This window comes from Mumia xiangluensis, from assembly GCF_010994095.1.
GTDB classification, from domain to species: Bacteria; Actinomycetota; Actinomycetes; order Propionibacteriales; family Nocardioidaceae; genus Mumia; species Mumia xiangluensis.
Genome location: NZ_WJYO01000002.1, coordinates 609,546 through 636,492, shown reverse-complemented (window position 1 = coordinate 636,492; position 26,947 = coordinate 609,546). Strand labels below are relative to the sequence as shown.

Genomic DNA, 26,947 nt, shown 5'->3' with positions numbered 1-26,947 from the left:
ATGACTGAGGGTGTGGTGGCGTCGGTCGACCCCGGCGCCACCGCACCGCCCTCGGCCGGGCGGGGGCGTCGTGGACGTCGCGCCCGCCGGCTCGGGGCGATGACCGTACGCCTGCTGCTGACGCTGCTGGGCCTGCTGACGCTCCTCTTCTTCCTGGTCCGCCTCAGCGGCGACCCGGCGGGCGTCCTCGCCGGCCCGTCGGCGACGCCGCAGCAGCTCGAGGCCGTACGCGCGGGGCTGGGGCTCGACGAGCCGCTCCTCGCGCAGTACGCCGCGTTCCTCGGCGACGTCGTACGCCTCGACTTCGGCACGTCCGTCTTCTCTGGCGAGTCCGCGCTCGGCACGGCGCTGGGCGCGCTGCCGGCGACGCTGGTCCTGCTGGTCACGACGATGCTCGTCTCGGTCGCCGTCGGCATCCCGTGCGGTGTGCTGCTCGACCGTGGCGGCCGCGTGACCCGGGCGGTCGTCGGCACCTCGATGACGCTCGCGCAGGCGGTCCCGACCTTCGTGCTCGGCATCCTGCTGATCTACCTCTTCGCCGTACGCCTGGGCTGGCTGCCGGCGTTCGGCTCGGGGACGGCAGCCACGCTCGTGATGCCGACGCTGGCGCTCGCGACGTTCGCGATCGCGCGCACCGCGCGGATGGTCGCCGCCGAGCTCGAGCAGGTCGAGGACCAGGACTTCCTCCGTACGGCCGCCGCCAAGGGGGCATCGACCCGACGGGTCCTGTGGCGCCATGCGCTGCCGAACGCGTTCCCCGCGGTGGCGGCCGCTCTCGTCGTCGAGATCTCGTACCTGATCTCCGGGGCCGTCGTCGTCGAGGTGCTGTTCGCCTACGACGGGATCGGCAAGGAGCTCGTGGACGCGATCTTCGCGCGGGACTACCCGGTGGTCCAGGCCTGCGTCTTCGTGATCGGAGTGTTCGTGGTGGTGGTCAACGTGGTCGGCGACGGCCTGCTCCGTGCGCTCGACCCCCGTATCGCTCGGGCCCGCGCATGAGGCGCCGCGGGATCGACCTGCGCCTGTGGGTGCCGCTCGGCGTCCTCGTCCTCACGATCGTGGCCTGCTTCGTCGGCCCGATGCTTCTCGGCCCCGAGGCCGGGCAGCAGGCCCTCGGGGAGCGCCTCGCGCCGCCGGCCTGGCTGCCCGGTGCGATCGACGGGCGGCCGCTCGGCACCGACGCGTTCGGCCGGGACATGCTGACCCGGACCCTGGAGGGCGGCCAGGTCTCGCTCCAGGTCGGGTTCGGCGCGGCGACCGGCGCCGTGCTGGTCGGGATGGTGCTCGGCCTCGTCGCCGGGTACTGGGGCGGCTGGTGCGACCGCGTGATCATGGCGGGTGCCGACATCTGGCTGGCCTTCCCGTTCCTCGTGATCGCGCTCGCCGCCGTCGCCGTCGTGGGCTCGGACATCCCGGTCCTGATAGTGCTGCTGACCCTCGGCGGCTGGGTCCTGCCGACGCGGGTCACCCGGACGATCGCGCTGCGCGTGCGGAGCGAGGACTACGTCGTGGCCGCCGCTGGTGCGGGCGCCTCGGACCTCTACCTCGTACGCCGGCACGTCCTGCCGCAGGTGCTCCCCGCGAACCTCGTCGTGTGGTCCTTCACGGTGGGCGCGCTGGTGGTCATCGAAGGCGCGCTGTCGTTCCTCGGCCTCGGCGTGAAGCCGCCGACGGCGTCGTGGGGCAACATCATCGCCGACGGCACCCCGTACCTCCAGACGGCGTGGTGGATCGTCGCCTGGCCCGCCCTGATGATCGTCGTCACGGTGATCTGCGCGAACGCGCTCGGCAACGCGCTGCGGGGCCGCTGGAACGCCGGCGCCGACGTGATCGACAAGGAGGTGGTCCCGTGACCGCGGCACTGGAGATCGACGACCTGTGGGTCGAGGCGGGCGATCCGGACGACCCGCTGGTGCTCGTCCGCGGGGTGAGTCTCACGGTCGCGGCAGCGAGCGTCGTCGGGCTCGTCGGTGAGTCGGGCTCGGGCAAGACCGTCACCTGCATGGCCTCCCTCGGCCTGGCCGGGCGCGGCGTCCGGATCACCGGTGGCTCCGTCCGCGCCCAGGGGATCGAGCTCGTGGGCGCCGACGAGCGCACGCTGATGCGTGTTCGCGGAGGTGTGGTCGGCACGGTGTTCCAGGACCCGCTGAGCTCCCTCAACCCGCTGCAGCGGATCGGCGACCAGATCGCCGAGGCGGTCATGCTCCACCACGGGGGGCGCCGCAGGTCCCACCATGCCCGCGTCGTCGAGCTGCTCGCCAAGGTCGGGGTCCCCGCTCCTGAGCAGCGCGCACGCGCCTACCCGCACGAGCTCTCCGGAGGGCTGCGGCAGCGGGTCGCCATCGCCATGGCCCTCGCGAACGACCCTGCGCTCCTGGTGGCCGACGAGCCGACGACGGCGCTGGACGTGACGGTCCAGGCCCAGGTCCTCGACGTGATCCGGTCGGCGACACGCGACGAGGCGCGCTCGGCACTGATCGTGACGCACGACCTCGGCCTCGTGGCCGAGGTGGCCGATCGGGTGGCCGTCATGTACGCCGGTCAGATCGTCGAGGAGGGACCGGTGGCGTCGGTGTTCCAGGACCCGCAGCACCCCTACACGCGCGGGCTCCTCGCGAGCCGGCCGGTGCTCGCTGCCGGGCGGCGGCGCCTGGGCGCGATGGTCGGTCGGCCCCCGCTGCCGGGGTCCTGGCCAGCGGGATGCGCGTTCGCGCCGCGGTGCCCCGTCGCGACCGGCGCGTGCGGCGAGGCTCCGCCGATCCGAACCAGCGACCAGGGATGGTCGCGCTGCTGGCACCCCGGGAGCGGGGAGACCACCGCCACGTCGAGGGCCGAGGAGGGCGCCGCATGAGTCCCGTCATCGCGCTGGAAGGGCTCGCGAAGGGGTACGACATCGCCGGCGGTGCCCGGTTGACCGCCGTCGACGACGTGAGCCTCACCATCGCGGCGGGGGAGACGTACGCCCTCGTCGGGGAGAGCGGGTGCGGCAAGTCCACGCTCGCCCGGATGGCCGCCATGCTCACCGCGCCCGACGCCGGGCAGGTCAGCTGGTCAGGGCAGACGGTCTCGCAACAGCGCAGGTCCGCGGTGCGGGCGGTGCGCGACCACACCCAGTTCGTGTTCCAGGACCCGGCTGCGGCCCTGTCGCCGCGCCTGACCGTCGAGGAGGCCGTGAGCGAGCCGCTGCGGATCCGACGCCGTACGGGCTCGCGCTCGGTGGCCGACCTGCTGGACGACGTGGGCCTCGACCGCTCGATGGGCCGTCGCTACCCGCGCGAGCTGAGCGGCGGTCAGCGACAGCGCGTCGTGATCGCGCGGGCGCTCGCGCTCGAGCCGAAGCTCCTCGTGCTCGACGAGCCGGTCGCGTCGCTGGACGTCTCGGTGCAGGCACAGGTCCTCAACCTTCTCGCCGACCTCCAGGCCGAGCACGGTCTCGCCTATCTCCTCATCGCCCACGACCTCGCCGTCGTCAGCAGCGTCGCGGACCGGATCGGCGTGATGTACCTCGGGCAGATCGTCGAGGAGGGTCCGGCGGGCGACGTCGTGACGACGCCGCGCCACCCGTACACGCAGATGCTTATCGCGTCCGTCCCTGCCTTCGTGCCGGGGGAGCGCGGGGAGCGCCCACGCGTCGTCGGGGACCCCGCGAGCCCGACCGAGCGTCGTACGGGGTGTGCGTTCGCGACGCGGTGCGCGTTCGCCACGCAGGTCTGCCTCGACGTCGCACCGCCGCGTCGTGAGCTCGGCGACGTGGCCGTGCGTTGCCACCACGCCTCGTGACCGGCGCCCAGGAGCGCTCCATCGTCGTCGCGTCCCGGCGCTTGGGTACGCTCGAAGCGTGACGAGCCCCGACCGCTCCCCGGCCAACCCCGAGGCGCCCAACCCGCAGCTCCCGACCGTCCAGAAGCTGCGCATCCGGTACGCGAAGCGGGGACGCCTGCGCTTCACGAGCCACCGCGACTTCGGCCGCGCCTTCGAGCGCGCCGTGCGCCGCGCGGGCGTCCCGATCGCGCACTCGTCCGGATTCACGCCGCACCCGAAGATCTCGTACGCCGGCGCGTCCCCGACCGGAGCCGCCAGCGAAGCCGAGTACCTCGAGATCGGGCTGATCCGCGCCCTGGAGCCGAGCGAGGTCGGCGCGGCCCTCGACACCGCTCTGCCGCCGGGCATCGACGTCATCGAGGTCGTTGCCGTCAAGGAGGGCACCGGGTCGCTGGCGGACCGTCTGGAGGCGAGCTCCTGGTCGCTGGAGCTGCCTGGCGTGTCCCTCGAGGAGGCCTCCTCCGCGGTCGACGCGTTCCTCGCCGCGCCCGAGGTGCTGGTCGAGCGGATGACCAAGAAGGGCCTCCGCACGTTCGACAGCCGGGCGGCCGTCGTACGCCTCGCCGCCCGCACGTCGCCGGATGCTGAGGGTGGGTGTGCGATACTGGACCTGGTCGTACGACACGGCACCCCGTCCGTACGACCCGACGATGTTCTCGCCGGGCTCCGCGCCATCGCGGGTCTCGCGCCGTCGGCGGTCCCCGTGGCCACCCGACGCGCGCAGGGTCCCCTTGATGCGCTGTCCGGCACGGTCGGCGATCCGTTCGCGCCCGACCGCGACGCGTCGTAGGCACACGATGCCTGCGGCGGCGACCGCGGCGGCGGATGGAGCGCTCGTGACAGGCCGACAGACATGGGGAGCGTCGCCGTAGCCCGGGATCCCGGGCCGACCGCAGGCTTGCGTCCGCAGTGCGACCCCGTTGCACGCGGCGACGACATCGCCTCGCGCGCAGCAGTGGCTGCCCGCGGGGCCGAAGGAGCACCATGCTCGACGAACAGAACCCGCCCAACCCCGCATCGGACGACGCCGGGGAGCACGAGGGCAACGAGCCGGTCGTCGCGGTGACGCGTCGCCGGCGTACGGCATCACGTCCCGCAGGCCCGCCTCCGGCGGCTGCGGTCTTCTCCGAGGCAAGCGCCCCCGCGAAGCCCGTGAAGGCGACCCGCAAGCGCAAGGCTGCCGCCCCGGCGGAGTCCGCCGACGAGGCTGAGCAGGCTTCGACGCAGGCGCCGGCTGCTGAGGCGCCCGCCGCCGAAGCCCCGGCTGCTGACGCGCCCGCGGTCGCCGCACCGACGGTCACCCGCTCCACCCGGACGCGCAAGACCGCGTCCCGGTCCGCTGGCCCGGCCGCCCCGGCGCCTGCCGCGACGGAGGTCGCGGCCGAGGAAGCGCCGGCCCCCGTCGACGAAGCGCCGGTCGAGGACGCCCTTGTCGAGGACGCCGCCGTCGAGGACGCCGCAGTGGTCGATCCCGAGGTTGACGGCGACGCCGAGCTCGATGACGACCTCGAAGACGAGACCGACGAGATCGCCGCCCCGGACACCAGGGCCTCGGTCGCGCGCTCGCCGTTCGTCGCGCCGCTCTTCCAGGCCCCCGAGCCGACCGTCGCACCACGCCGCCGCCGTGCGGACGCCGAGGTTGTCGCGGACGACGCCGACTGGCCTTCCGACGACGACCGCCGTGCACGCGGTCGCCGCGACGCGGACGACCGGGTCGACAGCGAGGCCGACGTCGACTCTGACGCGGACGACGAGGACAACGGGTCCGACGACGCCGACGGCACCACGCCGGGTCGTCGGCGCCGCCGCCGCGGCGGACGCCGCCGCCGTCGCCCCGGCACCACGGACGCCGAGAACCTCGATCCCGACGCGGAGTCCGACGACGAGGACGGCGAGGACCGACCCGCGAGCACCGACACGCCCGACACCGACGACGAGTCGGCCGAGGACGACGCCGCGGACGCGGGCGACGAGTCGAGCAGCGGTTCGAGCCGCCGCCGCCGCCGTCGTCGCCGGCGTGGCGAGGACAACGACTCGGCCGCAGACGACCCCGAGAACACGGTCGTCCGGGTCCGCGAGCGCCGCAGCGCCGAGGACGAGATCACCAGCGTCTCCGGATCGACACGGCTCGAGGCCAAGAAGCAGCGCCGCCGCGAGGGCCGCGAGGCCGGCCGCCGCCGTACCCCCATCGTCTCCGAGGCCGAGTTCCTGGCGCGCCGTGAGTCGGTGAAGCGCGAGATGGTCATCCGCCAGCGCGAGGACCTCACGCAGATCGCCGTGCTCGAGGACGACGTCCTGGTCGAGCACTACGTCGCGCGTGACTCGCAGTCGTCGATGATCGGCAACGTCTACCTCGGCCGGGTCCAGAACGTCCTCCCGTCGATGGAGGCGGCGTTCGTCGACATCGGCAAGGGGCGCAACGCCGTCCTGTACGCGGGCGAGGTCGACTGGCGCAAGCTGGGCGACGGCAAGCCGCGCAAGATCGAAGAGGTCCTGAAGTCCGGCCAGGCCGTCCTCGTCCAGGTGACGAAGGACCCGGTGGGGCACAAGGGCGCACGCCTGACCAGCCAGATCAGTCTTCCCGGCCGCTTCCTCGTGTACGTCCCGGACGGCCAGACCAGCGGCATCTCCCGGAAGCTGCCCGACACCGAGCGCAACCGTCTGAAGTCGCTGCTGAAGGGCATCCTCCCCGAGGACGCCGGCGTGATCATCCGCACCGCAGCAGAGGGTGCCACGGAGGATCAGCTGACCCGCGACGTCGAGGCGCTCGACGCACGCTGGAAGGACATCGAGAAGAAGTCCACCTCCAGCGGCAACGCGCCTCAGCTGCTGTACGGCGAGCCGGACCTGACCATCAAGGTCGTCCGCGACCTCTTCAACGAGGACTTCTCCCGCCTGGTCGTCGAGGGCTCCGACGCAGCCGACATGATCGAGGGCTACGTCAGCCACGTCGCGCCGGACCTGAAGGACCGGGTCGAGACCTGGAGCGGATCGGCGTCGGGCGACGTCTTCTCGGCTCACCGTATCGACGAGCAGATCGCGAAGGCGCTCGACCGCAAGGTCTGGCTCCCGTCCGGCGGCTCGCTGATCATCGACCGCACCGAGGCGATGACGGTGGTCGACGTCAACACCGGCAAGTTCACCGGGTCGGGCGGCAACCTCGAGGAGACGGTCACCAAGAACAATCTCGAGGCCGCCGAGGAGATCGTCCGCCAGCTCCGTCTGCGCGACATCGGCGGCATCATCGTCGTGGACTTCATCGACATGGTGCTCGAGAGCAACCGCGACCTGGTGCTGCGTCGCATGGTCGAGTGCCTCGGCCGCGACCGTACGCGCCACCAGGTGGCAGAGGTCACCTCGCTCGGGCTCGTGCAGATGACGCGCAAGCGGATCGGCACCGGCCTGCTCGAGGCGTTCAGCGAGCCCTGTGAGCACTGTCACGGCCGCGGCCTGATCCTGCACGAGCACCCGGTCGAGCCGAAGAAGCAGGCCGAGGAGAGCCGTCGCGGACGCGGCGGTCGCGGCGGACGAGGCGGCGACAACCAGAAGTCGGGCGACGGTCAGAAGTCGGGCGACAACCAGCGGTCCGGCAAGTCGCAGAACGACGCCAAGGGCGGCCGCGGCCAGAAGGCCAAGAACGAGCCGAAGGACGCCGAGCCCAAGGACCCGGCGCCCGTGCCCGCAGACCGCGTCGACGCGGTCGAGGACGCCGCTCCTGCACCCGAGGAGACCGTCGAGACGGTCTCGTCGGAGGCAGTCGTCGCGGAGGTCGACGAGGCTCCTGACAGCTCTGCTGAGCCCGCGGCGACCGAAGCCTCGGCCGACGAGTCGTCCGAGCCCGCCGGCCCGCGCAAGCGGCGTCGTCGCCGGAGCGGCTCGGCCCCGACCGATCAAGCGGACGCCCCGAGCGCGCCGGCTGAGGCCCCCGCGCAGGCGGAGGGCACCGCTGGTGTGGAGGCCCCCGGTACGCTGGATGCAGGAGACCCCGACCCCGTTTTGACCGGTGACGGGGAGACTCCGTAGACTAGTGAGTCGGCGCGCCTGTGTGCGTGCCGGTCTGTGTGCCCGAGCCGTGGCCTAGCGCCCGGCGATGCACCACCCAGTTCTTAGTTTGTGAAAAGCCCAGTTTGGAAAGCCCAAGCTCCGACAGCGGAGCAGCAACGAGTGAGGATGTGAGTCGGCGGTGTACGCGATCGTGCGCAGTGGCGGCCAGCAGCAGAAGGTCGCGGTCGGCGACGTCATCGAGATCGACAAGCTCAAGAAGACCACCGTCGGCGAGTCGCTCGAGCTCCCCGCCGTGCTGCTCGTCGACGGCGACGCGGTGACCTCGGACGCCGATTCGCTCGCCAAGGTCTCGGTGACCGCCGAGGTCCTCGGCGCCACCAAGGGTCCGAAGATCATCATCCAGAAGTACAAGAACAAGACCGGTTACAAGAAGCGCCAGGGTCACCGCCAGCACTACACCCAGGTCAAGATCACCGGCATCTCGAAGTGACGCGAAAGTAGGCTTGAGCACATGGCACACAAGAAGGGCGCCGCTTCTACCAAGAACGGCCGTGACTCCAACTCTCAGCGCCTCGGCGTGAAGCGCTTCGGCGGCCAGCAGGTCAGCGCAGGCGAGATCATCGTCCGCCAGCGCGGCACGCACTTCCACCCGGGCACCAACGTCGGCCGCGGTGGCGACGACACGCTGTTCGCTCTCTCCGCAGGTGCGGTCGAGTTCGGCACGCGTCGTGGCCGTCGTGTGGTCAACATCGTCCCGGCGGAGTGATCTGACGGACTTCGACGACGAGGGGCGGGTCCGCGGTGGCGGACTCGCCCCTCGTCGCAGTTGCGGACAGGATGGCCTTGAGCCCGCCCGTCCCTGACACAGCACCGCGTACGACGTCGCCCGCGCGCGTCGTACGGAGCCGCTCCTGCGGCGGTGAGCGCGGCGTAGCAACGAAGAGGTGGCACGGATGGCAGTCCCGACGTTCGTCGACAAGGTGACCCTGCACGTCAAGGGTGGCGACGGCGGCAACGGCATCGCCTCGGTCCACCGCGAGAAGTTCAAGCCGCTCGGCGGCCCGGACGGCGGCAACGGCGGCCACGGCGGCGACGTGATCCTGCGGGTCGCGCCCGAGGTCACGACGCTGGTCGACTACTACCACGAGCCCCACCGCCGCGGCGGCAAGGGCCACCACGGCAGCGGCGACAACCGCAGCGGCGCCCAGGGCGAGGACCTCGTCCTCCCGGTGCCCGAAGGCACCGTGGTCCGCAGCCGCGACGGCGAGCTGCTCGCCGATCTCGTCGGCCCCGGCACGGAGCTCGTGGTCGCGTCCGGCGGCCGCGGTGGGCTCGGCAACGCCGCGCTCGCCTCGAGCAAGCGCAAGGCGCCGGGGTTCGCCCTCAAGGGCGAGCCGGGCGACGAGCTCACGATCACCCTCGAGCTCAAGGTCGTCGCCGACATCGGCCTCGTCGGCTTCCCCAGCGCCGGCAAGTCGAGCCTGATCGCGTCGCTGTCGCGTGCCCGTCCGAAGATCGCCGACTACCCGTTCACGACGCTCGTCCCGAACCTCGGTGTCGTCGTCGCTGGCGACACCACCTACACGGTCGCCGACGTTCCGGGCCTCATCGAGGGCGCCGCGGAGGGTCGCGGTCTCGGGCACGACTTCCTCCGGCACGTCGAGCGCTGCGCGGCGCTCGTCCACGTCATCGACTGCGCCACGATCGAGCCCGGTCGTGATCCCTTGACTGATCTCGACGTGATCGAGACCGAGCTGGCGGCGTACGGCGGTCTCGAGGACCGGCCGCGCCTGGTCGCGCTCAACAAGGTCGACGTGCCCGACGCCAAGACGATCGCCGAGTTCGTCCGCGGCGAGCTGGAGGAGCGCGGCCTCGAGGTGTACGAGATCTCCGCCGCCTCCCACGAGGGCCTGCGCGAGCTGTCCTTCGCCATGGCCGAGGTCGTCGCGTCGTCACGCAAGAAGGCGGCTCCCGCGCCGACGACGAGGATCGTCCTGCGGCCCCGCTCGGCCGACGGTCAGGACGACTTCACGGTCACGCACTCGGGCGGCCAGTGGCTCGTACGCGGTGAGAAGCCGGAGCGCTGGGTCCGCCAGACCGACTTCACCAACGACGAGGCCGTGGGCTTCCTGGCGGACCGCCTCAACCGGCTCGGGGTCGAGGCCAAGCTCGCCGCGATGGGCGCGCAGGCCGGCGACGACGTCGTGATCGGCAGCGTGGACGACGCGGTCGTCTTCGACTTCGACCCGCAGATCCAGACCGGCGCAGAGCTTCTCGGCTCGCGGCGCGGCGAGGACGACCGCCTGATCGAGAACCACCGCCGTACCAACAAGCAGCGCCGTGAGGATCTCGCCAGCAAGCGCGAGTTCGAGCGGACCGCGCGCGAGGCCCGGACCACCGGCCGCGTCGCGCCCGACTCGCTGTGGACCGACGAGATCCTGTCCGACGAGGACGGCGACGAGGACGAGTAGGGGCACGCCGGTGAGGATCGTCGTCAAGGTGGGCTCGTCGTCGCTGAGCTCCACCCTGGGTGGGCTCGACCTGTCACGCCTGCACGGGCTCGTGGACGCGCTCGCCGGGGCGCGCGATCGCGGTGACGAGGTCGTCCTCGTCAGCTCCGGCGCCATCGCGACCGGGCTTGCCCCGCTGTCGCTCCCGACCCGGCCCCGCGACCTCGCGACGCAGCAGGCCGCCGCCAGCGTCGGCCAGGGCCTGCTCGTCGCGCGCTACACGGAGCGCTTCGCCCGCCACGACCTCGTCGTCGGCCAGGTCCTGCTCACCGTCGACGACGTGGTCCGGCGGACCCACTACCGCAACGCGTACCGCACCCTCGCTCGACTGCTGGACCTCGGGGTCGTGCCGATCGTCAACGAGAACGACACCGTGGCGACCAGCGAGATCCGCTTCGGTGACAACGACCGGCTGGCCGCGCTCGTCGCCCACCTCGTCCACGCCGACCGCCTGATCCTGCTGTCCGACGTCGACGGACTGTACGACGGCAACCCGTCGACGCCGGGCACGCGGATGCTCCGGCACGTCCACGGCGACGCTGACCTCGAGGGGATCGACATCGGCACCCCGTCGGCGTCGAAGGTCGGCACCGGGGGGATGGTCACCAAGGTCGAGGCCGCCCGGATCGCCACCGGCGCCGGGATCCCGGTGCTGCTCACCAGTGCGGACCAGGTGAACACCGCGCTCGCGAGCGGGGACGTCGGGACGACCTTCCACCCGACCGGGCCGCGTCGCTCGACCCGGCTGCTCTGGCTGGCGCACGCGACCACGGGCAAGGGCAGCGTCGTTCTCGATCGGGGTGCGGTCCGAGCGATCGTCGAACGCGGCGCGTCCCTGCTGCCTGCTGGCGTGGTGCGGAGCGAAGGCGCGTACGAGGCTGGAGACCCCGTCGATCTCGTCGACGAGGCGGGAGTCGTGGTTGCGCGAGGTCTGGTCAACTACGACAGCGCCGAGGTGCCGAAGCTGATCGGTCGGTCCACCCACGACCTGGCGGCGGAGCTGGGAGCGGAGTACGAGCGCGAGCTGGTCCACCGCGACGACATGGTGCTTCTCGGCTGAATCTGAGAACCTGCGCATCCTCTCGTCCTCGCCTGCCCGGCGTCGTTCCTCAGCGCGCGTGACGCTCTGAGCGACACCGCGGGCGTCGGAAGATCGTGGCCACGGGGACGGGTCCCTGACGCGCTGGACTGTGACGTGCGGGGCGCTCAGGTCGCAGGTTCTGGTCGAAAGTACGAAAGCGCTCCCGTGCCGCGCCGAGCGCGATTAGGGTTGCCGCTGAGGATCACCGACAAGGAGGCACCGTGGCCGGGCAGGACAAGTTGTGGCACGTTGCCCTCACCGTGGCCGGGACACCGCACGACGACGACGTCGTCCATGCCGCGATGCTGCGTCTGCGGGACGAGCACGCGTTCCTCCACTCGCTGCGCTACGCCGAGGACCGTGCCGAGATCTGCTACTGGGAGCAGGCCGCGGAGATGCTCGACGCGGCGGCCATGGCGATGCGGGTGTGGTCCGAGCACCGCGATTCCGCGGGGCTTCCCCCCTGGGACGTGGTCGGGCTCGAGGTGCTCGACCAGGCGACGTACGAGCACCGTTCGCGCGACGACGCGATGGCCAGCCGTGGGGTCGGGTCGGTCATGCCGACTCCGGTCCATTTCTGACCTCACTATCCTGGTGACGTGAGCCACGATCTCGAGTCCCACGTCCACGAGTCCGCCCGCCGCGCACGCGCTGCTGCGCTCGACCTGCGTGCGGTGCCGCGTGCCACGAAGGACGCCGCGCTCGAGGCGATGGCGGACGCACTGATCGCCCGGACCGACGAGATCGTCGCCGCGAACGCGCTCGACGTCTCCGCCGCTCGCGAGTCCGGGACGGGCGAGCACATCATCGACCGTCTGCGCCTCGATGCCGACCGCGTGGCCGCGATGGCTCAGGGCACCCGCGACGTCGCCGCGCTCGCCGACCCGGTCGGGGAGGTCGTCCGCGGTTCCACGCTCGCCAACGGGCTCCAGCTCCGGCAGGTGCGCGTGCCGATCGGTGTGATCGGGATGATCTACGAGGGCCGGCCCAACGTGACCGCCGACGCCGCCGCGATCTGCCTCAAGGCCGGCAACGCGGTCCTGCTCCGCGGATCAGGCTCGGCGGCGCGCTCCAACGAAGCCATCACGGCGGTCCTCCGTACGGCGATCGCCTCGGTCGGGCTCCCCGAGGACGCGATCCAGGCGATCGACCCGTCCGACCGGTCGAGCTCGACGGCGCTCCTCAAGGCCCGCGGGCTGGTCGACCTCGTGATCCCGCGCGGGGGAGCGGGTCTGATCCAGACGGTCGTCCGCGAAGCGCAGGTGCCCGTCATCGAGACCGGCACGGGCAACGTCCACGTGTACGTCGACGCCGACGCCGACCTCGCCATGGCCCTCGACATCGTGGTCAACGCGAAGACGCAGCGCACCAGCGTCTGCAACGCAGCCGAGTCGCTCCTCGTGCACAAGTCGGTGGCGGACGAGTTCCTGCCGCGCGTCGTCGCGGCGCTGCGTGAGCGTGACGTGACGATCCACGGCGATCCGGCGTTCGCTGCGACCGACAGCGCGGTCGTGGCTGCCACGGACGAGGACTACGCCACCGAGTACCTCTCGCTCGACATCGCGGCCCGGGTCGTCGGCTCCTTCGAGGAGGCCGTGGCCCACATCCGCACGTACTCGTCCGGGCACACGGAGGCGATCGTCACCGGTTCGCTGGCGACGGCGCAACGCTTCACCGCTGCGGTCGACGCGGCCGCGATCATGATCAACGCGTCCACCCGGTTCACCGACGGCGGTGAGATGGGCATGGGGGCCGAGATCGGCATCTCGACGCAGAAGCTCCACGCGCGCGGCCCGATGGGGCTCCCCGAGATGACCACCACGACGTTCGTCGTCACGGGCGACGGTCACATCCGCTGAGCTCAGCCGTACCTGGCGGACCGGGGTCGTTCACGTGCGAGCAGGCGCCGGGCGGTAGATTGTGCCCATGTCTTTGAGCGGATCCGTCTTGACCCAGATCGTGGCGCAGGGCGCCGAGAACGAGGAAGCCCTCTCGCCGTACGTCGTGGGCGGCGCCGTCCTTCTCCTCTTCCTCCTCCTCCTCTTCGGTCTCTTCGCGTTCGGCAAGGGGCGCGAGCACTCCTGATGAGCCTGCCGCTCGAGGTCGGCCGGCGCCCCCGCGTGGGGGTGATGGGCGGGACGTTCGATCCCATCCACCATGGTCACCTCGTGGCGGCATCGGAGGTCCAGGCCTGGTACGACCTGGACGAGGTCGTCTTCGTGCCCACCGGCGAGCCTTGGCAGAAGGCCGACCGCAAGGTCTCGCCGGGGGAGGACCGCTACCTGATGACGGTCATCGCGACCGCGTCCAACCCGCGCTTCTGGGTCAGCCGCGTGGACATCGACCGCGACGGCCCGACGTACACCGTGGACACCCTGCGTGAGCTGCGGGCGCACTACGGCGGCGACGTGGACCTCTACTTCATCACCGGCGCCGACGCGCTCGCCCAGATCCTCACCTGGCGCAACGCCGAGGAGATGTTCGAGCTGGCCGAGTTCGTCGGCTGTACGCGCCCGGGGCACGACATCGACATGCACACGCTCGACGGCCTTCCCTCCGACCGTGTCGCGATCGTCGAGATCCCGGCGCTGGCGATCTCGTCGACCGACTGCCGGGAACGCGTCGCCAACCAGGAGCCCGTCTGGTACCTCGTGCCCGACGGTGTCGTCCAGTACATCGCCAAGCACCGCCTCTATGCCGACGTCGCCGCGACGTCGCACCGACCACACCGTCACCCCAAGGGGGGCCCGCAGTGACCGCATCCGAGAGGGCGCTGGAGCTCACGCACGCCGCAGCAGCGGCCGCCGCCGACAAGCTCGCGCACAACATCCTCGCGTTCGACGTCTCCGAGCAGCTCGTCATCACCGACGTGTTCGTCATCGCCTCGGCGAACAACGACCGCCAGGTCCGCGCCGTCGTGGACGCGGTCCAGGAGCAGCTCCTCAAGCTGGGCGCGAAGGTCGTCCGCCGCGAGGGCGAGCGAGAGGGGCGCTGGGTGCTGCTCGACTACGCCGAGATCGTCGTCCACGTGCAGCACGACGACGACCGCTCGTTCTACGCGCTGGAGCGGCTGTGGGGCGACTGCCCGGCGATCCCGCTCCCGGAGATCGGCGACGCGGCGGGACGTGCACCCGCGCCGCGTGAGTCGCGCGAGCTCGAGGACCCCGAGGCGGTCCCGCTGGCCGGTCAGCCTCCCGTCGCCGACGCATGAGCCGTCGCATCATCGTCTGGCGTCACGGCCAGACGGACTGGAACATCGGTGGCCGTCTCCAGGGCCAGACCGACACCCTGCTCAACGCGACCGGACGGGCTCAGGCCGCGGAGTCGGCGGCGCGCCTCGCGGTGCTCGAGCCGTCGCGGATCGTCAGCTCGGACCTGCAACGTGCTTCGGCGACGGCCGCTGCGCTCTCCCGGATCGTGGATCTCCCGGTCGAGACCGACCCGCGACTCCGGGAGGTGGCCTTCGGCGAGCGGGAGGGTCTCACGCACCAGGAGATCCGTGAGCGCTATCCCGAGCTCGAGGCACGCTTCAAGCGAGGCGAGGACATCGTCTCGCCCGGGGGAGAGACGCACGCCGCGGCCGGCGCGCGGTTCAGCGACGCGCTCCGCGACATCGCGACGTCGATGCAGCGCGACCAGACCGTCGTGGTCGTCGCTCACGGAGCCGTCATCCGGGTCGGGATCTGTGCCTTCATCGGCCTGCCGCAGGAGCACTGGCGTTCCTTCGGCGGCTTCAGCAACAGCTGCTGGGCGGTCCTTCAGGAGGGCTTCTCGCGGTGGCAGGTCACCGAGTGGAACGCCGGCAACCTGCCAGTCCCGGAGATGAGCGACGACGCTGCCGACTCGGGAGACGGCGACGAGCAGGAGGAGGGGGACCCCGGTTTCAGGACATTGGGGTCGACCCGCTAAGATCGACCTCGGCTCGATGAGCGGTTCGCCGCTCGCCGCGCGGGGCATTGGCGCAGTTGGTAGCGCGCTTCCATGGCATGGAAGAGGTCAGGGGTTCGAATCCCCTATGCTCCACCAGATCACACCGAAGGCCGGACCCTGTGGGGGTTCCGGCCTTTCGTGCTTTCCTCGTCAGGCCGGTGCAGGAGGCTCGCCTTCCCTAGAGTTCTTGCGTGACGACACTCTCAGTGACGTGGTGGGGACACTCGACGTCGACGGTGGAGCTCGGCGGTGTGCGGGTGCTCACCGACCCGGTCCTCGTCAACCGGTTCGTCCACCTCAGCAGGAGGTCGCCGGCCCCCGGCCCGTCGGCCGCCCTCGCGGACCTCGTGCTGATCTCGCACCTGCATCTCGACCACTTCCACCTGCCGTCGCTCCGGCGGATCCGGCCGGGCACCCCGATCGTCGTGCCCGGTGCGAGCAGCGACCTGCTGACGGGCCTCGACCTCGACGTCCACGAGGTGCTCCCCGGGGACGTCCTCGATATCGCGGGCCTGCAGGTGCAGGTTCTGGAGGCCGACCATCCTGCGACTCGGCACCGCTGGTCGCGCCGGGTTTCGCCGCCGCTCGGGTTCCGGGTCTCCGCCCCGGGGAACGAGTCCTTCTGGTTCCCCGGCGACACCGGCCCGCGGACCGACGTCTCGCACGTCGCGCCGGTCGACCTTGCGCTCGTGCCCGTCGGAGGGTGGGGGCCGACCCTCGGTGACGACCACGTGGACCCCGTGCAGGCGACCGACCTGGTCATGCAGGTCGGCGCGCGGTGGGCCGTACCCGTGCACTGGGGCACGTTCTGGCCTGTCGGCATGGGCAGGATCGGCGCGGCCACCCGCCAGCATCTCTTCGAGACGCCCGGCCAGCGGTTCGTCGATGCAGCCGAAGGTGCTCCGTTTCGCGCGGTGCTGGCGCCGCACGGCGCGCGCGTCGCGCTGGACTGAGCCGCAGCTGCCGCCGGCCGCCGATGCTCCTCGGCCGCCGGTCAAGAACCCCAGGTCAGGGCGGGCTCCGTGCGACCATGAGGCGTGACCCGGACGGCACGCGCCCTGTTCGACCGTGCTCGCCGAAGGTCCCTGGTCGGTCGCGACCGCGAGCTCGCGACGCTGCGGGCGTTCCTCGACGACGACGGCCGGATGCTCGCGTACCTGCACGGACCCGGCGGGGTCGGCAAGTCGGCGCTGCTCGACGCGATCGCGGGCGAGGCGGCCGCATCGGGGCGGCCCGTCGTGACCGTCGACTGCGCCAACCTGGAGCCCGGCCCCGGTGGGCTCCAGCAGTGGCTGCAGGCGGACGCCGGCGCGAGCACTCCAGCAGATGGCGCAGCGTCTCGGTTCGCCGCGGAGTCCGTGCTCGTGATCGACCGGTTCGAGCTGCTGGAGCCCGCCGCCGGGTGGTTCTGGCGCGCGTTCGTCCCCTCCCTCCCGGTCGACGCCCACGTGGTCGTCGCGGGACGGCGGCCGCCACCGGAGTCGTGGCGCCTCGACCCGGCGTTCGCCGCGTGCGGCCTCGTGGTGCCGGTTCGCAACCTCGACGCCGATGCCGCAGCTGCTCTCGTCCGTGCGCGCGGCGTGACGGACGACGAGACCGTCGCCGCCCTCGTACGCGGCAGCCGGGGGCACCCGCTCGCCCTGGTCATCGCGACGGACGAGCACGACGCCGGTGCGGCGACGGGCGGGGTCAGTCCGCTCCTGGACGACCCGGACGTGACGGCGCGCCTGCTGGGGAGGTTCCTCGACGACGGGGTGACCGCGCTCCAGCGTGAGGCGCTCCACGTCTGCGGTCACGCCCGGCGCGTCGATCGCAGCATGCTGCGCCAGGTCCTCCACCTCGAGGACGAGGACGCGGACACCTTGCTCTCGTGGGTTCGCGAGCGACCGTACGCGGAGTCCCACCCCGACGGCCTGACGCTCCACGAGGTCGTTCGGGACGCGCTGGACCGCGACCTCCGATGGCGCGATCGCGAGGCGTTCGTCGCCCTGCACGGACGCATCCGCGACGTCGTCCTGGACCGGATGTCCCGGCCGTCCGGGGCCGACCGCGACCGCCTGGCGGCCGATCTCCTCCACCTCCACCGGGGCAATCCTCAGGCGCAGGACCTGTACGCGTTCGAGGACCTCGGTGCGCTCGTCGCCCGACCGTCGACTCCTGCCGACGCGGCGTGGATCGTGGACGCGTTCGCGGCGGAGGCACGCACGGACGTCGCGGCGTACTGGGTGCGTGAGCAGCCCGAGGCGTGGACGGTCTTCGAGGACGCCGGCGGCCGCCGTACGGGCGTCTGCCTGACCGCGCGGCTCGATCTCGCGGCCGCCGATGCTCCCGACCACGACCCGGTCGCGGCGTGGGCGCTGAAGGCGCTCGCCGCGCGCCGGCCTCCCGAGCCCGGCGAGGTCGTCATCCACCAGGTCGGCCTCGACACCGACGTCCCGGGTCGGATCGGGCCCGTGTCGGACCAGGTTGCGGCCCACTCCCTGTGGGCGTGGCGCATCGGAGGTCTCGGCTGGGTCGTCGTGTCGAGCATGCAGGAGGAAGCGTGGGCGCCGATCTGGACGTACATCGGCTTCGAGCGTCTGGGGTGCTGCCGGGTCGGGGGAGCGGACGTCGGTGTGTGGGCGCGCGACTTCGCCAGGAGCCCGTACGTCGCGTGGCTGGCGGGGCTCGGAGCCCGCGAGCTCGACGACACGGGCACGGCCCCGGCGTCCGTCGTGGCTCCGGTGGCGCTGGCGCGGGCCGACTTCCACGACGCCGTCCGCCAGCTTCTCAAGGACCTGCACGACCCACCACGCCTGCGCCGCAACCCGCTCGTCGGCTCGCGGCTCGCCGGGGCTGGGACGACCGAGGCGAACGAGGCAGTCACGGTGCTGGCGGAGCGCGCGGAGCAGGCGGTGTCGATGCTTGCGGAGGCGCCTCGGATGGAGCTCGCCGCCCGGGCCGTCGACCGCACGTACCTCCGTCCGGGGGGCTCGCAGGAGAAGGTCGCCGGGATGCTCGGGCTGCCGTTCAGCACCTACCGCCGGCACCTGTCCACCGGGATCGACCGGGTCGAGGAGCTCCTGTGGGACTGGGAGCTCCACGGGCCGCCGGTCCTGCCGCACTCGGCGGAGCGTCGTGAGCAGGAAATGGGCAGCAACTCGTCTGGAGAGTGAGCGGCCCGCGCCTCGACGCTGGAGCCACCAGCTCGAGGAGGCACTCATGTCCACCACAGCACTCGACACGGTCGTGGTCGCCGGAGGCAGCATGGCCGGCCTGCTCGCCGCGGCTGCCGTCCGCCCGTACGCCCAGCGCGTCGTCGTCCTGGAGCGCGACCACGTGCCCGACGAGCCGCACGCGCGGCCGGGGACACCGCAGGCGCCGCACACCCACGGCGTCCTCTCGTCCGGCCGAGCGGCGATGGAGCAGCTGCTCCCCGGGCTCACCGACCAGCTGGTCGACGCGGGGGCAGTCTCCGGCGCCGACATCGGCTCGGCCGGCCGGTGGTGGGTGGGCGGTGGACTGATCGCGCAGTGCGAGACCGGCGACCGAGGGCTCGCGGTGTCTCGCCCCCTGCTCGAGCACACGATCCGTGCCCGAGTCGCCGAGCTCCCCGAGATCGAGCTCCGCGAGGCGGCTGACGTCGCGCACCTGGCGGCCGAGGGCGGGCGCGTGACGGGCGTCATGGTCCGCGACCGGGACGGCGACGGGAGCGAGGACGCGATCCCGGCGGACCTCGTGATCGACGCCACCGGACGGTCGGGGCGCGCGGCACGGTGGCTGCCCGACATCGGCGCGTCCGCGCCGGTCGAGGAGCGGATCGAGGTCGGTATCCGCTACGTCACGGTCCACGTGAAGGCGCGTGACGACGACCTCGACGGGCTCGCCTTCGTCGTCAGCGCGGCGACTCCCGACGTGCCGAAGGGCGGCGTCGCGATCCGGCAGGAGGACGGCACGTGGACGCTCACGCTCTTCGGGTACGGCGACGTGCCGCCGCCGCTGGACACCGACGGCCTCCGGCAGCTGGCTGACCTCGTGGTCGCTCCGGAGCTCGCTGAGCTGCTGCGCGACCGGGATCCGCTGCACGAGCCACTGGTGTACCGGTTCCCTGACTGCCGTCGGCGCCACTTCGAGCGGCTCGGCGACCTGCCGTACGGGTACGCGCCGGTGGGGGACGCGATCTGCAGCGTCGACCCGACCTTCGGCCAGGGGATGAGCCTGACCGCGCAGGAGGCTGTCGCGCTCGGTCGGGCGGTGGCCGTGGGAGAGGACGAGGTGCGGACCACCTACCCGAAGGCTGCGGCGGCGATCGTCGACACGGCGTGGGCGGTCGTCCAAGGAACCGATCTGCAGATCCCCGGGGTACGAGGCACGCATCCGCGGGGGCACGGTGTCGTCAGTCGGTACGTCGGGCGCCTGCAGCGGGTCGCACGGCGGGATCCGGCGGTCGCGCGCGCGTTCCTCCGGGTCACGAACCTGGTCGATCCGCCGCCGAGCCTGATGGCGCCGCCGGTCGCCGTACGCGTGCTGCGGCCAGGCGCAGCGGGGTGAGAGCCACTCAGCCGCCGAGGTCCGCGCGGACCCGCTGGCGTGCTGCTGCGTGCTCGGCGAGGAGCCAGTCCGCCGAGCCCGCCAGCCGCGGATCGTCGGGTTCCTCGTCGAGGGGGAGAGCCGCGAGGTAGGTGCGGTCGGCCGCGATGCGACGGAGCAGCTCCGCGCGGTCGCCGACCGTGCCGTGGCCCGGGACCACCACCTCGATCGACAGCGCGATCTCCGCGAACCGGTCGAGCGCCTCGGCGTAGTCGTCCCACGGGCGGGCGGCCTCCAGGTCGAGCAACGGGACCTCGACGTCGGACAGCATGTCTCCGGCCACCAGGACGCGGGCGTCGGTGACGAGCAGTGCCGCATGCCCCTGGGCGTGTGCCGCGTGCTCGACGACCCGGCACGCGCGGCCCGACCACGGCAGCGCGGTCGCGCCGGCCGGGAGCGCCACCACGCGTGCCATGCCGCTCGTGTCCACGCCGTCGAGGGCCTCGTGAGCCTTGCGCACGTTGTCGTCGGTGACCTCGAGCGCTCGTCGAGCACCTGCCGCGGTCGCCCAGCGCGGAGCGTCGCCCAAGGCCGGGCGCCAGAGGAGGTGGTCCCAGTGCGGATGCGTCGAGAACGCGCCCGTGACCGTGAGTCCACGCGCGGCGAGCGCAGCGGCGAGCGCGTCGATCTCCTCCGCTGTGACGGCCGGATCGACCAGGAGACACTCCCTCCCGTCTGCGCCGACGACCACCGTGGTGGTCGTGGCGCAGAACGGGTGGGTCGCGACGAGGACGCCTGGAGCGATCTCGACGAGCTCCGCCGACGTCATCCCACCGCGGGTACGGCTGCCAGCGACGCAGACAGCGCGTCGTCGCTCAGGGGGTCGTCGTCGAGGCGGCCGTGCAGGAACGAGTCGTACGCCCCCAGCTCGAGCAGGCCGTGACCGGACAGGCCGATGACGATGACGGGCTCCTCGCCGGACTCGGCCGCGGCGAGCGCCGTACGCCGTGCCTGGGCGAGGGCGTGCGACGACTCGGGAGCAGGAACGATGCCCTCGGTGCGCGCGAACTCGACGGCCGACTCGAAGCACTCGCTCTGGTGCAGGGCGACGGCCTCGATCAGGCCTTCGTGTGCGACGTGGGAGACCAGCGGGGCCATCGCGTGGTAGCGGAGACCGCCGGCGTGGATCGGTGACGGGACGAAGTCGTGGCCGAGGGTGTACATCTTCATGAGCGGCGTCATCCCGCCGGTGTCACCGAAGTCGTAGCGGTACTCGCCGCGGGTGAGCGTCGGGCACGAGGACGGCTCCACGGCGACGATCGTCGGCTCCTGGCGACCGGCGAGCTTCTCGCGGAGGAACGGGAAGGCGAGCCCGGCGAAGTTCGAGCCGCCGCCCGCGCAGCCGATGACGACGTCGGCGCCCGGCTCGCCCGCCTTCGCGAGCTGGAGCAGCGCCTCCTCGCCGATCACGCTCTGGTGGAGCAGCACGTGGTTCAGCACGGACCCCAGGGCGTACTTGGTCGCGTCGTCCTGCGCGGCGAGCTCGACGGCCTCGGTTATCGCGATGCCGAGCGAGCCCGGGTGCTCGGGGTCGAAGGCCTTGCCGAACTCGGTCAGCGTGCTCGGCGAGCGGTGGACCTTGCCGCCGAACACCTCGATGAGGGTGCGGCGCTGCGGCTTGGTGTCGAACGACGCGCCGACCTGCCACACCTCGCACTCCAGCCCGAACAGCGAGCACGCGTACGCGAGCGCGGTGCCCCACTGGCCGGCGCCGGTCTCGGTCGTCAGGCGCGTGACGCCGTTGAGCGCGTTGTAGTAGACCTGCGGGACCGACGTGTTGGTCTTGTGCGAGCCGGCGGGGGAGACACCCTCGTACTTGTAGTAGATCCGTGCTGACGTGCCGAGCTTCTTCTCCCATCGCACGGCACGGACGAGGGGGGACGGGCGGTACTGGCGGTAGACCTCGCGGACCGGCTCGGGGATCTCGACGTAGCGGTCGGTGGTCACCTCCTGCGCGATCAGCTCCGGCGGGAACAGTGGCGCGAGATCGTCCGGACCGACCGGCTCGTGCGTCGCGGGATGCAGCGGCGGCGGCGGGGGCGTGGGAAGGTCCGCGACGATGTTGTACCAGTGGGTCGGCATCTCCGACTCGTCGAGCGTGATCCGGATGCGGTCGTCGGACATGCGTTCCTCCAGGCTTGGCGATGGTGCCGTCAGGCTATCGCCGCACCCGCCGACGAACGACTGGGTTCAGTCCGCCAGCGCCATCGTCGTACGGAACACGTCGGCGAGGGTCGTGCGTGCGAGCTCGGCTCGGACGACGTCGTCGACGCGGGCGTAGACAGGCTCGAGCGCCGGGCGGATCCCACGGGCCACGGGGCAGGCGGGGTTCGGCTCGTTGCGGTGCATCGCGTACGCCGGCTCGGCGCCCAGGGCGTCGTCGACGTCGGCCAGGCTGATCTCGGTGGCGTCGTGCGCCATCCGCCAGCCGGCCCCGGGGCCGCGCCGTGACTCGACCAGCCCGGCGTCGCGGAGGTCGCCGAGCATGCGGCGAACGACGACAGGGTTGGTGCGCACGCTGTGCGCGACCTGCTCCGACGTCGACCACTCGTGGTCCCGCCGGCGTCGGAGCTCGAGGACGCTCAGCATGTGGACCGCGATAGTCAGGCGACTGTTGGCGCTCATGCTGTTATCGTAACCACATCTGTTACGAGATGACGGTCGTTGCAACGCCGACGTCCGTCTCTCGCCGGTCGAGGGGACGTGCGGTGGCGGTTTCTGTGGCAGTGGATGCGAGCCTCGGCTCACGACACCCGCGAGCGACGCTCGCCGTCGTCGCCTCGGGGACGCTGCTGATGATCATGGCGTTCACGCTGCCGCTCGCCACGATCGTGCCGACGGCCGCGTCGCTCGACGCGAGCACCGCCGCGCGGACCTGGATCCTCAGCTCGATGAGCATCGGCCTCGCCGCCGCCCTGCTGACCGCCGGCGCGGTCGCCGACGACCTGGGGCGGCGCCGTACGTTCGTGGTCGGCCTCGTCGTGCTCGCCCTCGGGGGTCTCGTGTGCGCCGTGGTCTCCGACCCAACGACCTTCGTCCTCGCGCGGGTCGTGCAGGGCGTCGGCGGCGCGGCAGTGACTGCGGCGAGCCTCGGGATCCTGGCGCACGCCTTCGCGCCCGGGCCTGCGCGTGTGGCGGCGACAGGCGCGTGGGGCGCCTCGCTCGGCGCCGGCATCGCGGTCGGCCCGGTGGTCGCGGGCCTCTGTGACGTGTGGGTGTCGTGGCGTCTGGCGTACGCCGTCCTCGCGGTCGCGGCCTTCGTGACCGTCGTCGGGGCGCTCCGCTACCTGGACGAGTCGCGTGCGCCGGTGCGGCGCCGGCTCGACCGGTGGGGCGGGCTCCTCATCGCCGGCGGGTTGAGCTGCCTCCTGGCGGGGCTGGTCGAGAGCCGCGAGCCGGGACGGGGGCTCCTGTCCGGGGGGCTCTTCGTCGCGTCCGCCGCGCTCCTGGTCGGGTTCGTCGTCGCGGAGCGTCGAGGGCGCGCTCCGATGCTCGATCTCGCCCTGCTGCGCCACAGGCCGTTCGTGGCCGCGACCACTGCGGCGTTCGCCACGGGCATGGGCGTGATCGCGCTCTTCTCGTTCATGGCGATCTTCCTCGACACCGGGTTCGGCATCGGTGCGCTCGGTGCGGGCATCCTGCTGCTCTCGTGGTCCGCGACGAGCGTGGTGTCGTCCCTGCTGGCGCGGCGCCTGCCGTCGGGATGGAGCGGTCGGTCCTTGCTGGCGGCCGGGTTGCTCGGCGTGGCGGCCGGGCAGGCGCTGCTGACGGGCGTCGGCCCGGACACGTCGTGGTGGCGGTTCGTGCCTGCGCTCCTGCTCGCCGGCGTCGCGAGCGGCGTGCTCAACGCGGCGCTGGGACGCGAGGCGGTGGCGAGCGTCCCTGTCGGGCGCGAGGCGATGGGCAGCGGGGCCAACAACACCGCCCGCTACGTCGGCTCCGCGATCGGGGTCACCGTCGTCTCCGTGATCGTCGACGCGCACGGCTCGACGCAGCAGGACCTGTACGACGGCTGGAACGTCGCCGCGCTCGTGACGGCGGCCTTCTCTCTCGCCGGCGCAGTGGTCGTCATCGCCTGCCGGCCGCGGCGCTCGCAGTAGCGACGAGCCTGTTCGGCGCGGGCGCCATGTGCACCTGACGCGACCTGCAGCGGCATGCCGAGGCGTGGGACCGCAGGCTGTCGCTGCTCAAGCGCGCTGCCGAGAGCGAGGGGTAGCGGTCCCGCCTCGACACCGGCCGGTCGTGTTGGTTAGGCTCGCCTAACTCAATCGTCCGAGGAGGACCCGTGGCCCGCGCCAACCTGGACTCGACCCGCGTCGAAGCACGCACACCTGGCCTGCTCACGCTGCACGTCGTGGGACGCCGGCAGATCTCGCCGAGCTACGTGCGAGTGACCCTCGGCGGTGGTGACGTGGCCGACTTCGTCCCCCTCGGGTACGACCAGTGGTTCCGGCTGTTCCTGCCGGTCTCGGACACGTCGCTGGCCCGCGTCCCGAAGAAGCTCACCACGCTGTCGTACCTCAAGTTCCTGACCGTCTCCAAGACCGAGCGGCCTGTGCTCCGCAACTACACCGTGCGCGCCTACCGGGCCGACGGCGTCGACGGGCCCGAGATCGACGTCGACTTCGTCGTCCACGGGTCGGCGGAGGACGGCACCGCAGGGCCCGCGGCGTCGTGGGCGCAGTCGTGCAACCCCGGTGATGCCGTGGCGCTCCTCGACGAGGGTCTGTGCTTCAACCCGGCTGCCGGCACGTCTCGGGTGCTCATCGCCGCGGACGAGACCGGCCTGCCGGCCGTCGCGGGGATCCTTGCCTCGCTCGACGCCACCGCGGTCGGCCATGCCGTGGTCGAGGTCCCGAGCGACGCGGATCGTCAGGACCTCGAGGCGCCGGCCGGGATCGAGGTTGCCTGGGTCGTCCGCGACGATCCCTCGGCGGTGCCCGGTCAGGCAGCGCTCCGGGCCGTGGAGGCGCTGACCCTCCCCGACGAGCCCGCGTACGCGTGGGTCGTCGGGGAGTCCAGCCTCGTGGCGGGTGCGCGGCGGCACTGGGTGCAGGCGGGCGTCCCGAAGGAGAACATCACCTTCGTCGGCTACTGGAAGGCCGGCAAGGCCCACTGAAGCCGGGTCGGCGGCTCAGTCGAACAGGTCGGAGAGCCAGTTCTCCTTCTTCTTCCGCTTGTAGCCGCGGTCGTCGTAGCCCCGCTGCGGGTACGACGGCTGCTGGTACTGCTGCGGGGGGCGCTCCTGGTACGTCCGCTCCGGCGTCGGTGCCGGCGTCGGCGCGGGCGCTGTCTGGGCTCCGGCGCGGTCGATGATCTTGTCGAGCTCGCCGCGATCGAGCCAGACTCCGCGGCACTCGGGGCAGTAGTCGATCTCGATCCCGCTGCGCTCGCTCATGACGAGGGTGGTGTCGTCGTTGGGGCATCTCATGGCTTCATCCTGCTGGGTCCGGGGGCCTTATCCAAGGGTTGTCGTCGCTGCTCGGCCGCTGGGCGAGCGCGTCGAGCACTGCGGGGTCCGCCGACATCAGTCGCTCGACCTCCTCGCCGCCGTCGCAGCGGCACAGCGCCACGGTCGCCCGGGCGGAGGTGCGGGCGACGACGCGCCACGTCCCGCCGGCGCGCTCCCATCGCTCGAGATCGTCCCTCAGGTCGGACACGTCCCCATCATGGCGCGCACGGGACACTCGTGGGAGCCTTCGAGCATGCCGATCCCCACGCGCGTGGGCCGCTTCAACCGCGCGCTGCCCAACCGAGCGATCGTCCACGTCGCGCCGTACGTCCCCGGGTTCGGCGTCGTGACGCATCGCGGACGCAGGTCCGGGCGGACGTACCGGACGCCTGTCGCGGTGTTCCGAGAAGGCGATCAGGTGACGCTCGCCCTCGTGTACGGCGCCGAGGCGGACTGGGTGCGCAACGTGCTCGCCGCGGGGGAGGCGACCGTCACCACGCGCGGTCGGACGATCAGCGTGGCGGCGCCGAGGAAGGTCCACGACCCGCAGCGACGTCGTGTCCCGAGGGCGGTCCGGCCGGCACTGCGGGCGCTCGGCGTCGACGACTTCCTGGTCGGCGACGTCGCGCCCCGGTGAGGCGGGGCGTCAGCGGAGCCAGGCGCCGGCGCCGTCGCTGACGGCCTCGGAGAGGATCGCGAGCGAGGGCGAGTCGAGCTGGTACTGGTGCCAGTAGAGCTTCACGTCCGTGCGCGTCCGCTCGGCGATCTCGCGCACCTCGCCGGCGGCCTCGAGGTCGGCGGACTGGAGATCCGGCAGCATGCCCCACCCGATCCCGAGCCGGACCGCGTTGCGGAAGGCGTCGGAGCCCGCGACGTAGTGGCTCGGCGGTTCGGTTCTGCTCCCGCGGGCGACGTGACGCACGAACCGGCGCTGCAGGTCGTCGAGGCGGTCGAAGTTCACCATCGGGGCACGCTCGAGCGTCGCGGCCGTGACTCCGTCGGCGAACCAGCGCTCGATGAAGGCGGGGCTCGCCATCGCGCGGTAGCGCATCACGCCGATCGCGGTCACCGAGCAGCCGGGGACGCGGTCGGCGTCCGCGGAGACCGCCGCCAGCGTGCTGCCGTCCCTCAGGCGCGCCAGCGAGTGCTGCTCGTCCTCGCGCTGGACGTCGATGCGGACCCGGCCGAGGACCGGCGCGACCGACGGCAGGAACCAGGTCGCCAGCGAGTCGGCATTGACCACGAGCGGGACCGTGAGGGGGAGCGCGTCGCCGTCGGCCGGCCGCAGCTCGCGGACCAGGAGGTCCACCTGGCGCGACAGGCGGAGCACCTCCGCGCCCTGCTCGGTCACGGCCACCGGACGCGTACGGCGTACGAGCACGCGGCCGGTCGCCGCCTCGAGCGCCTTGATCCGCTGGCTGACGGCCGACGGCGTGATGCGCAGGGCAGCGGCGGCAGCCTCGAAGCTGCCCTCGTCGACGACCGCCACGAGCGTACGGAGCTGTTCCAGGGCGAGGTCGTTCATGAAGCACTCCTTCATCGACGTAAGAAACATTAGCTGGACTGAAGAAGAACCGG

General features: G+C 72.2%; 28 protein-coding genes and 1 tRNA gene. 23 read left to right on the top strand and 6 right to left on the bottom strand.

From position 1 onward, the window contains the following. The 20 genes from GH747_RS09200 to GH747_RS09105 all read left to right on the top strand — a co-directional run bounded on the left by GH747_RS09200 (position 1) and on the right by GH747_RS09105 (position 19,878). A complete protein-coding gene (locus GH747_RS09200) occupies positions 1–999 on the top strand; it encodes an ABC transporter permease (RefSeq protein WP_228552870.1) in 999 nt (332 codons plus the stop codon). Continuing rightward, positions 996–1,853, top strand: coding sequence for an ABC transporter permease (locus tag GH747_RS09195; RefSeq protein WP_149769255.1), 858 nt, complete (start codon positions 996–998; stop codon positions 1,851–1,853). The genes GH747_RS09200 and GH747_RS09195 overlap by 4 nt, the downstream gene beginning before the upstream one ends. Continuing rightward, positions 1,850–2,851 (top strand): ABC transporter ATP-binding protein, encoded by a 1,002-nt coding sequence (locus GH747_RS09190; protein WP_163695422.1) that lies wholly within the window; start codon positions 1,850–1,852, stop codon positions 2,849–2,851. Before GH747_RS09195 ends, GH747_RS09190 begins: the two co-directional genes overlap by 4 nt. Beyond that, on the top strand, positions 2,848–3,780 hold the full coding sequence (locus GH747_RS09185) for an oligopeptide/dipeptide ABC transporter ATP-binding protein (protein WP_149769253.1): 933 nt from the start codon (positions 2,848–2,850) through the stop codon (positions 3,778–3,780). The genes GH747_RS09190 and GH747_RS09185 overlap by 4 nt, the downstream gene beginning before the upstream one ends. A 58-nt stretch (positions 3,781–3,838) precedes the next feature. Continuing rightward, positions 3,839–4,612, top strand: a complete 774-nt coding sequence (locus tag GH747_RS09180) for a TIGR03936 family radical SAM-associated protein (RefSeq protein ID WP_149769252.1) — start codon at positions 3,839–3,841, stop codon at positions 4,610–4,612. A 194-nt stretch (positions 4,613–4,806) separates the two neighbouring features. Beyond that, on the top strand, positions 4,807–7,845 hold the full coding sequence (locus GH747_RS09175) for an Rne/Rng family ribonuclease (RefSeq protein WP_149769251.1): 3,039 nt from the start codon (positions 4,807–4,809) through the stop codon (positions 7,843–7,845). Between the two features lie 160 nt (positions 7,846–8,005). After that, positions 8,006–8,317 carry a 50S ribosomal protein L21 gene (rplU, locus tag GH747_RS09170; protein WP_149769250.1) on the top strand — a complete coding sequence of 104 codons (312 nt, stop codon included), beginning with the start codon at positions 8,006–8,008 and terminating at the stop codon, positions 8,315–8,317. Between the two features lie 21 nt (positions 8,318–8,338). Next, complete coding sequence (gene rpmA / locus GH747_RS09165; RefSeq protein ID WP_149769249.1) at positions 8,339–8,593, top strand: 50S ribosomal protein L27; 255 nt, start codon at positions 8,339–8,341, stop codon at positions 8,591–8,593. A gap of 187 nt (positions 8,594–8,780) precedes the next feature. After that, positions 8,781–10,298: a GTPase ObgE gene (obgE, locus tag GH747_RS09160; protein ID WP_149769248.1), complete on the top strand. Its 1,518-nt coding sequence runs from the start codon at positions 8,781–8,783 to the stop codon at positions 10,296–10,298. A gap of 10 nt (positions 10,299–10,308) precedes the next feature. Further along, positions 10,309–11,397 carry a glutamate 5-kinase gene (gene proB / locus GH747_RS09155; protein ID WP_149769247.1) on the top strand — a complete coding sequence of 363 codons (1,089 nt, stop codon included), beginning with the start codon at positions 10,309–10,311 and terminating at the stop codon, positions 11,395–11,397. 242 nt (positions 11,398–11,639) lie between these two features. Then, positions 11,640–11,999 carry a BTB/POZ domain-containing protein gene (locus GH747_RS09150; protein ID WP_194842899.1) on the top strand — a complete coding sequence of 120 codons (360 nt, stop codon included), beginning with the start codon at positions 11,640–11,642 and terminating at the stop codon, positions 11,997–11,999. Positions 12,000–12,017: 18 nt separating this feature from the next. Then, a complete protein-coding gene (locus tag GH747_RS09145; RefSeq protein ID WP_149769246.1) occupies positions 12,018–13,277 on the top strand; it encodes a glutamate-5-semialdehyde dehydrogenase in 1,260 nt (419 codons plus the stop codon). Between the two features lie 67 nt (positions 13,278–13,344). Further along, positions 13,345–13,503, top strand: coding sequence for a hypothetical protein (locus GH747_RS09140; protein ID WP_153816618.1), 159 nt, complete (start codon positions 13,345–13,347; stop codon positions 13,501–13,503). Continuing rightward, positions 13,503–14,174, top strand: a complete 672-nt coding sequence (gene nadD / locus GH747_RS09135; protein WP_194842898.1) for a nicotinate-nucleotide adenylyltransferase — start codon at positions 13,503–13,505, stop codon at positions 14,172–14,174. The genes GH747_RS09140 and nadD overlap by 1 nt, the downstream gene beginning before the upstream one ends. Next, positions 14,171–14,629 carry a ribosome silencing factor gene (gene rsfS, locus GH747_RS09130; protein ID WP_149769245.1) on the top strand — a complete coding sequence of 153 codons (459 nt, stop codon included), beginning with the start codon at positions 14,171–14,173 and terminating at the stop codon, positions 14,627–14,629. Before nadD ends, rsfS begins: the two co-directional genes overlap by 4 nt. Next, positions 14,626–15,327, top strand: coding sequence for a histidine phosphatase family protein (locus GH747_RS09125; protein ID WP_149769244.1), 702 nt, complete (start codon positions 14,626–14,628; stop codon positions 15,325–15,327). The genes rsfS and GH747_RS09125 overlap by 4 nt, the downstream gene beginning before the upstream one ends. Positions 15,328–15,368: 41 nt before the next feature. Then, positions 15,369–15,444: transfer RNA gene (locus GH747_RS09120), tRNA-Ala, on the top strand. A gap of 95 nt (positions 15,445–15,539) precedes the next feature. Then, entirely contained in the window at positions 15,540–16,301 is a 762-nt protein-coding gene (locus GH747_RS09115; protein WP_149769243.1) for an MBL fold metallo-hydrolase, read from the top strand. Positions 16,302–16,385: 84 nt separating this feature from the next. Next, on the top strand, positions 16,386–18,503 hold the full coding sequence (locus GH747_RS09110; protein WP_149769242.1) for an ATP-binding protein: 2,118 nt from the start codon (positions 16,386–16,388) through the stop codon (positions 18,501–18,503). 46 nt (positions 18,504–18,549) lie between these two features. Beyond that, entirely contained in the window at positions 18,550–19,878 is a 1,329-nt protein-coding gene (locus tag GH747_RS09105) for an NAD(P)/FAD-dependent oxidoreductase (RefSeq protein ID WP_149769241.1), read from the top strand. 7 nt (positions 19,879–19,885) lie between these two features. Here GH747_RS09105 and GH747_RS09100 read toward each other — a convergent pair whose 3' ends face one another. From GH747_RS09100 to GH747_RS09090, 3 genes are all read right to left on the bottom strand, one after another. Continuing rightward, positions 19,886–20,686, bottom strand: coding sequence for an MBL fold metallo-hydrolase (locus GH747_RS09100; protein ID WP_149769240.1), 801 nt, complete (start codon positions 20,684–20,686; stop codon positions 19,886–19,888). Further along, a complete protein-coding gene (locus tag GH747_RS09095) occupies positions 20,683–22,041 on the bottom strand; it encodes a TrpB-like pyridoxal phosphate-dependent enzyme (protein WP_149769239.1) in 1,359 nt (452 codons plus the stop codon). Before GH747_RS09095 ends, GH747_RS09100 begins: the two co-directional genes overlap by 4 nt. A 66-nt stretch (positions 22,042–22,107) precedes the next feature. Beyond that, positions 22,108–22,542, bottom strand: a complete 435-nt coding sequence (locus GH747_RS09090) for an Rrf2 family transcriptional regulator (protein ID WP_149769238.1) — start codon at positions 22,540–22,542, stop codon at positions 22,108–22,110. Positions 22,543–22,625: 83 nt separating this feature from the next. Between GH747_RS09090 and GH747_RS09085 the strand changes: the two genes are divergently transcribed. After that, the gene (locus tag GH747_RS09085) at positions 22,626–24,017 is read left to right on the top strand and encodes an MFS transporter (RefSeq protein ID WP_228552855.1); all 1,392 of its coding nucleotides are present in this window, start codon (positions 22,626–22,628) and stop codon (positions 24,015–24,017) included. 185 nt (positions 24,018–24,202) lie between these two features. Beyond that, entirely contained in the window at positions 24,203–25,036 is an 834-nt protein-coding gene (locus GH747_RS09080) for a siderophore-interacting protein (protein WP_194842897.1), read from the top strand. 15 nt (positions 25,037–25,051) lie between these two features. Here GH747_RS09080 and GH747_RS09075 read toward each other — a convergent pair whose 3' ends face one another. Both GH747_RS09075 and GH747_RS09070 read right to left on the bottom strand, forming a co-directional pair. Then, positions 25,052–25,348, bottom strand: a complete 297-nt coding sequence (locus GH747_RS09075) for a TFIIB-type zinc ribbon-containing protein (protein WP_149769236.1) — start codon at positions 25,346–25,348, stop codon at positions 25,052–25,054. Between the two features lie 4 nt (positions 25,349–25,352). Beyond that, positions 25,353–25,577, bottom strand: coding sequence for a hypothetical protein (locus GH747_RS09070; protein ID WP_149769235.1), 225 nt, complete (start codon positions 25,575–25,577; stop codon positions 25,353–25,355). A gap of 45 nt (positions 25,578–25,622) precedes the next feature. On the opposite strand from GH747_RS09070, the gene GH747_RS09065 reads away from it, so the two are divergent. After that, a complete protein-coding gene (locus tag GH747_RS09065; protein ID WP_149769234.1) occupies positions 25,623–26,006 on the top strand; it encodes a nitroreductase family deazaflavin-dependent oxidoreductase in 384 nt (127 codons plus the stop codon). Between the two features lie 9 nt (positions 26,007–26,015). On the opposite strand, the gene GH747_RS09060 is transcribed toward GH747_RS09065, so the two are convergent. Then, positions 26,016–26,894, bottom strand: coding sequence for a LysR family transcriptional regulator ArgP (locus GH747_RS09060; RefSeq protein WP_149769233.1), 879 nt, complete (start codon positions 26,892–26,894; stop codon positions 26,016–26,018). Positions 26,895–26,947: the final 53 nt, after the last annotated feature.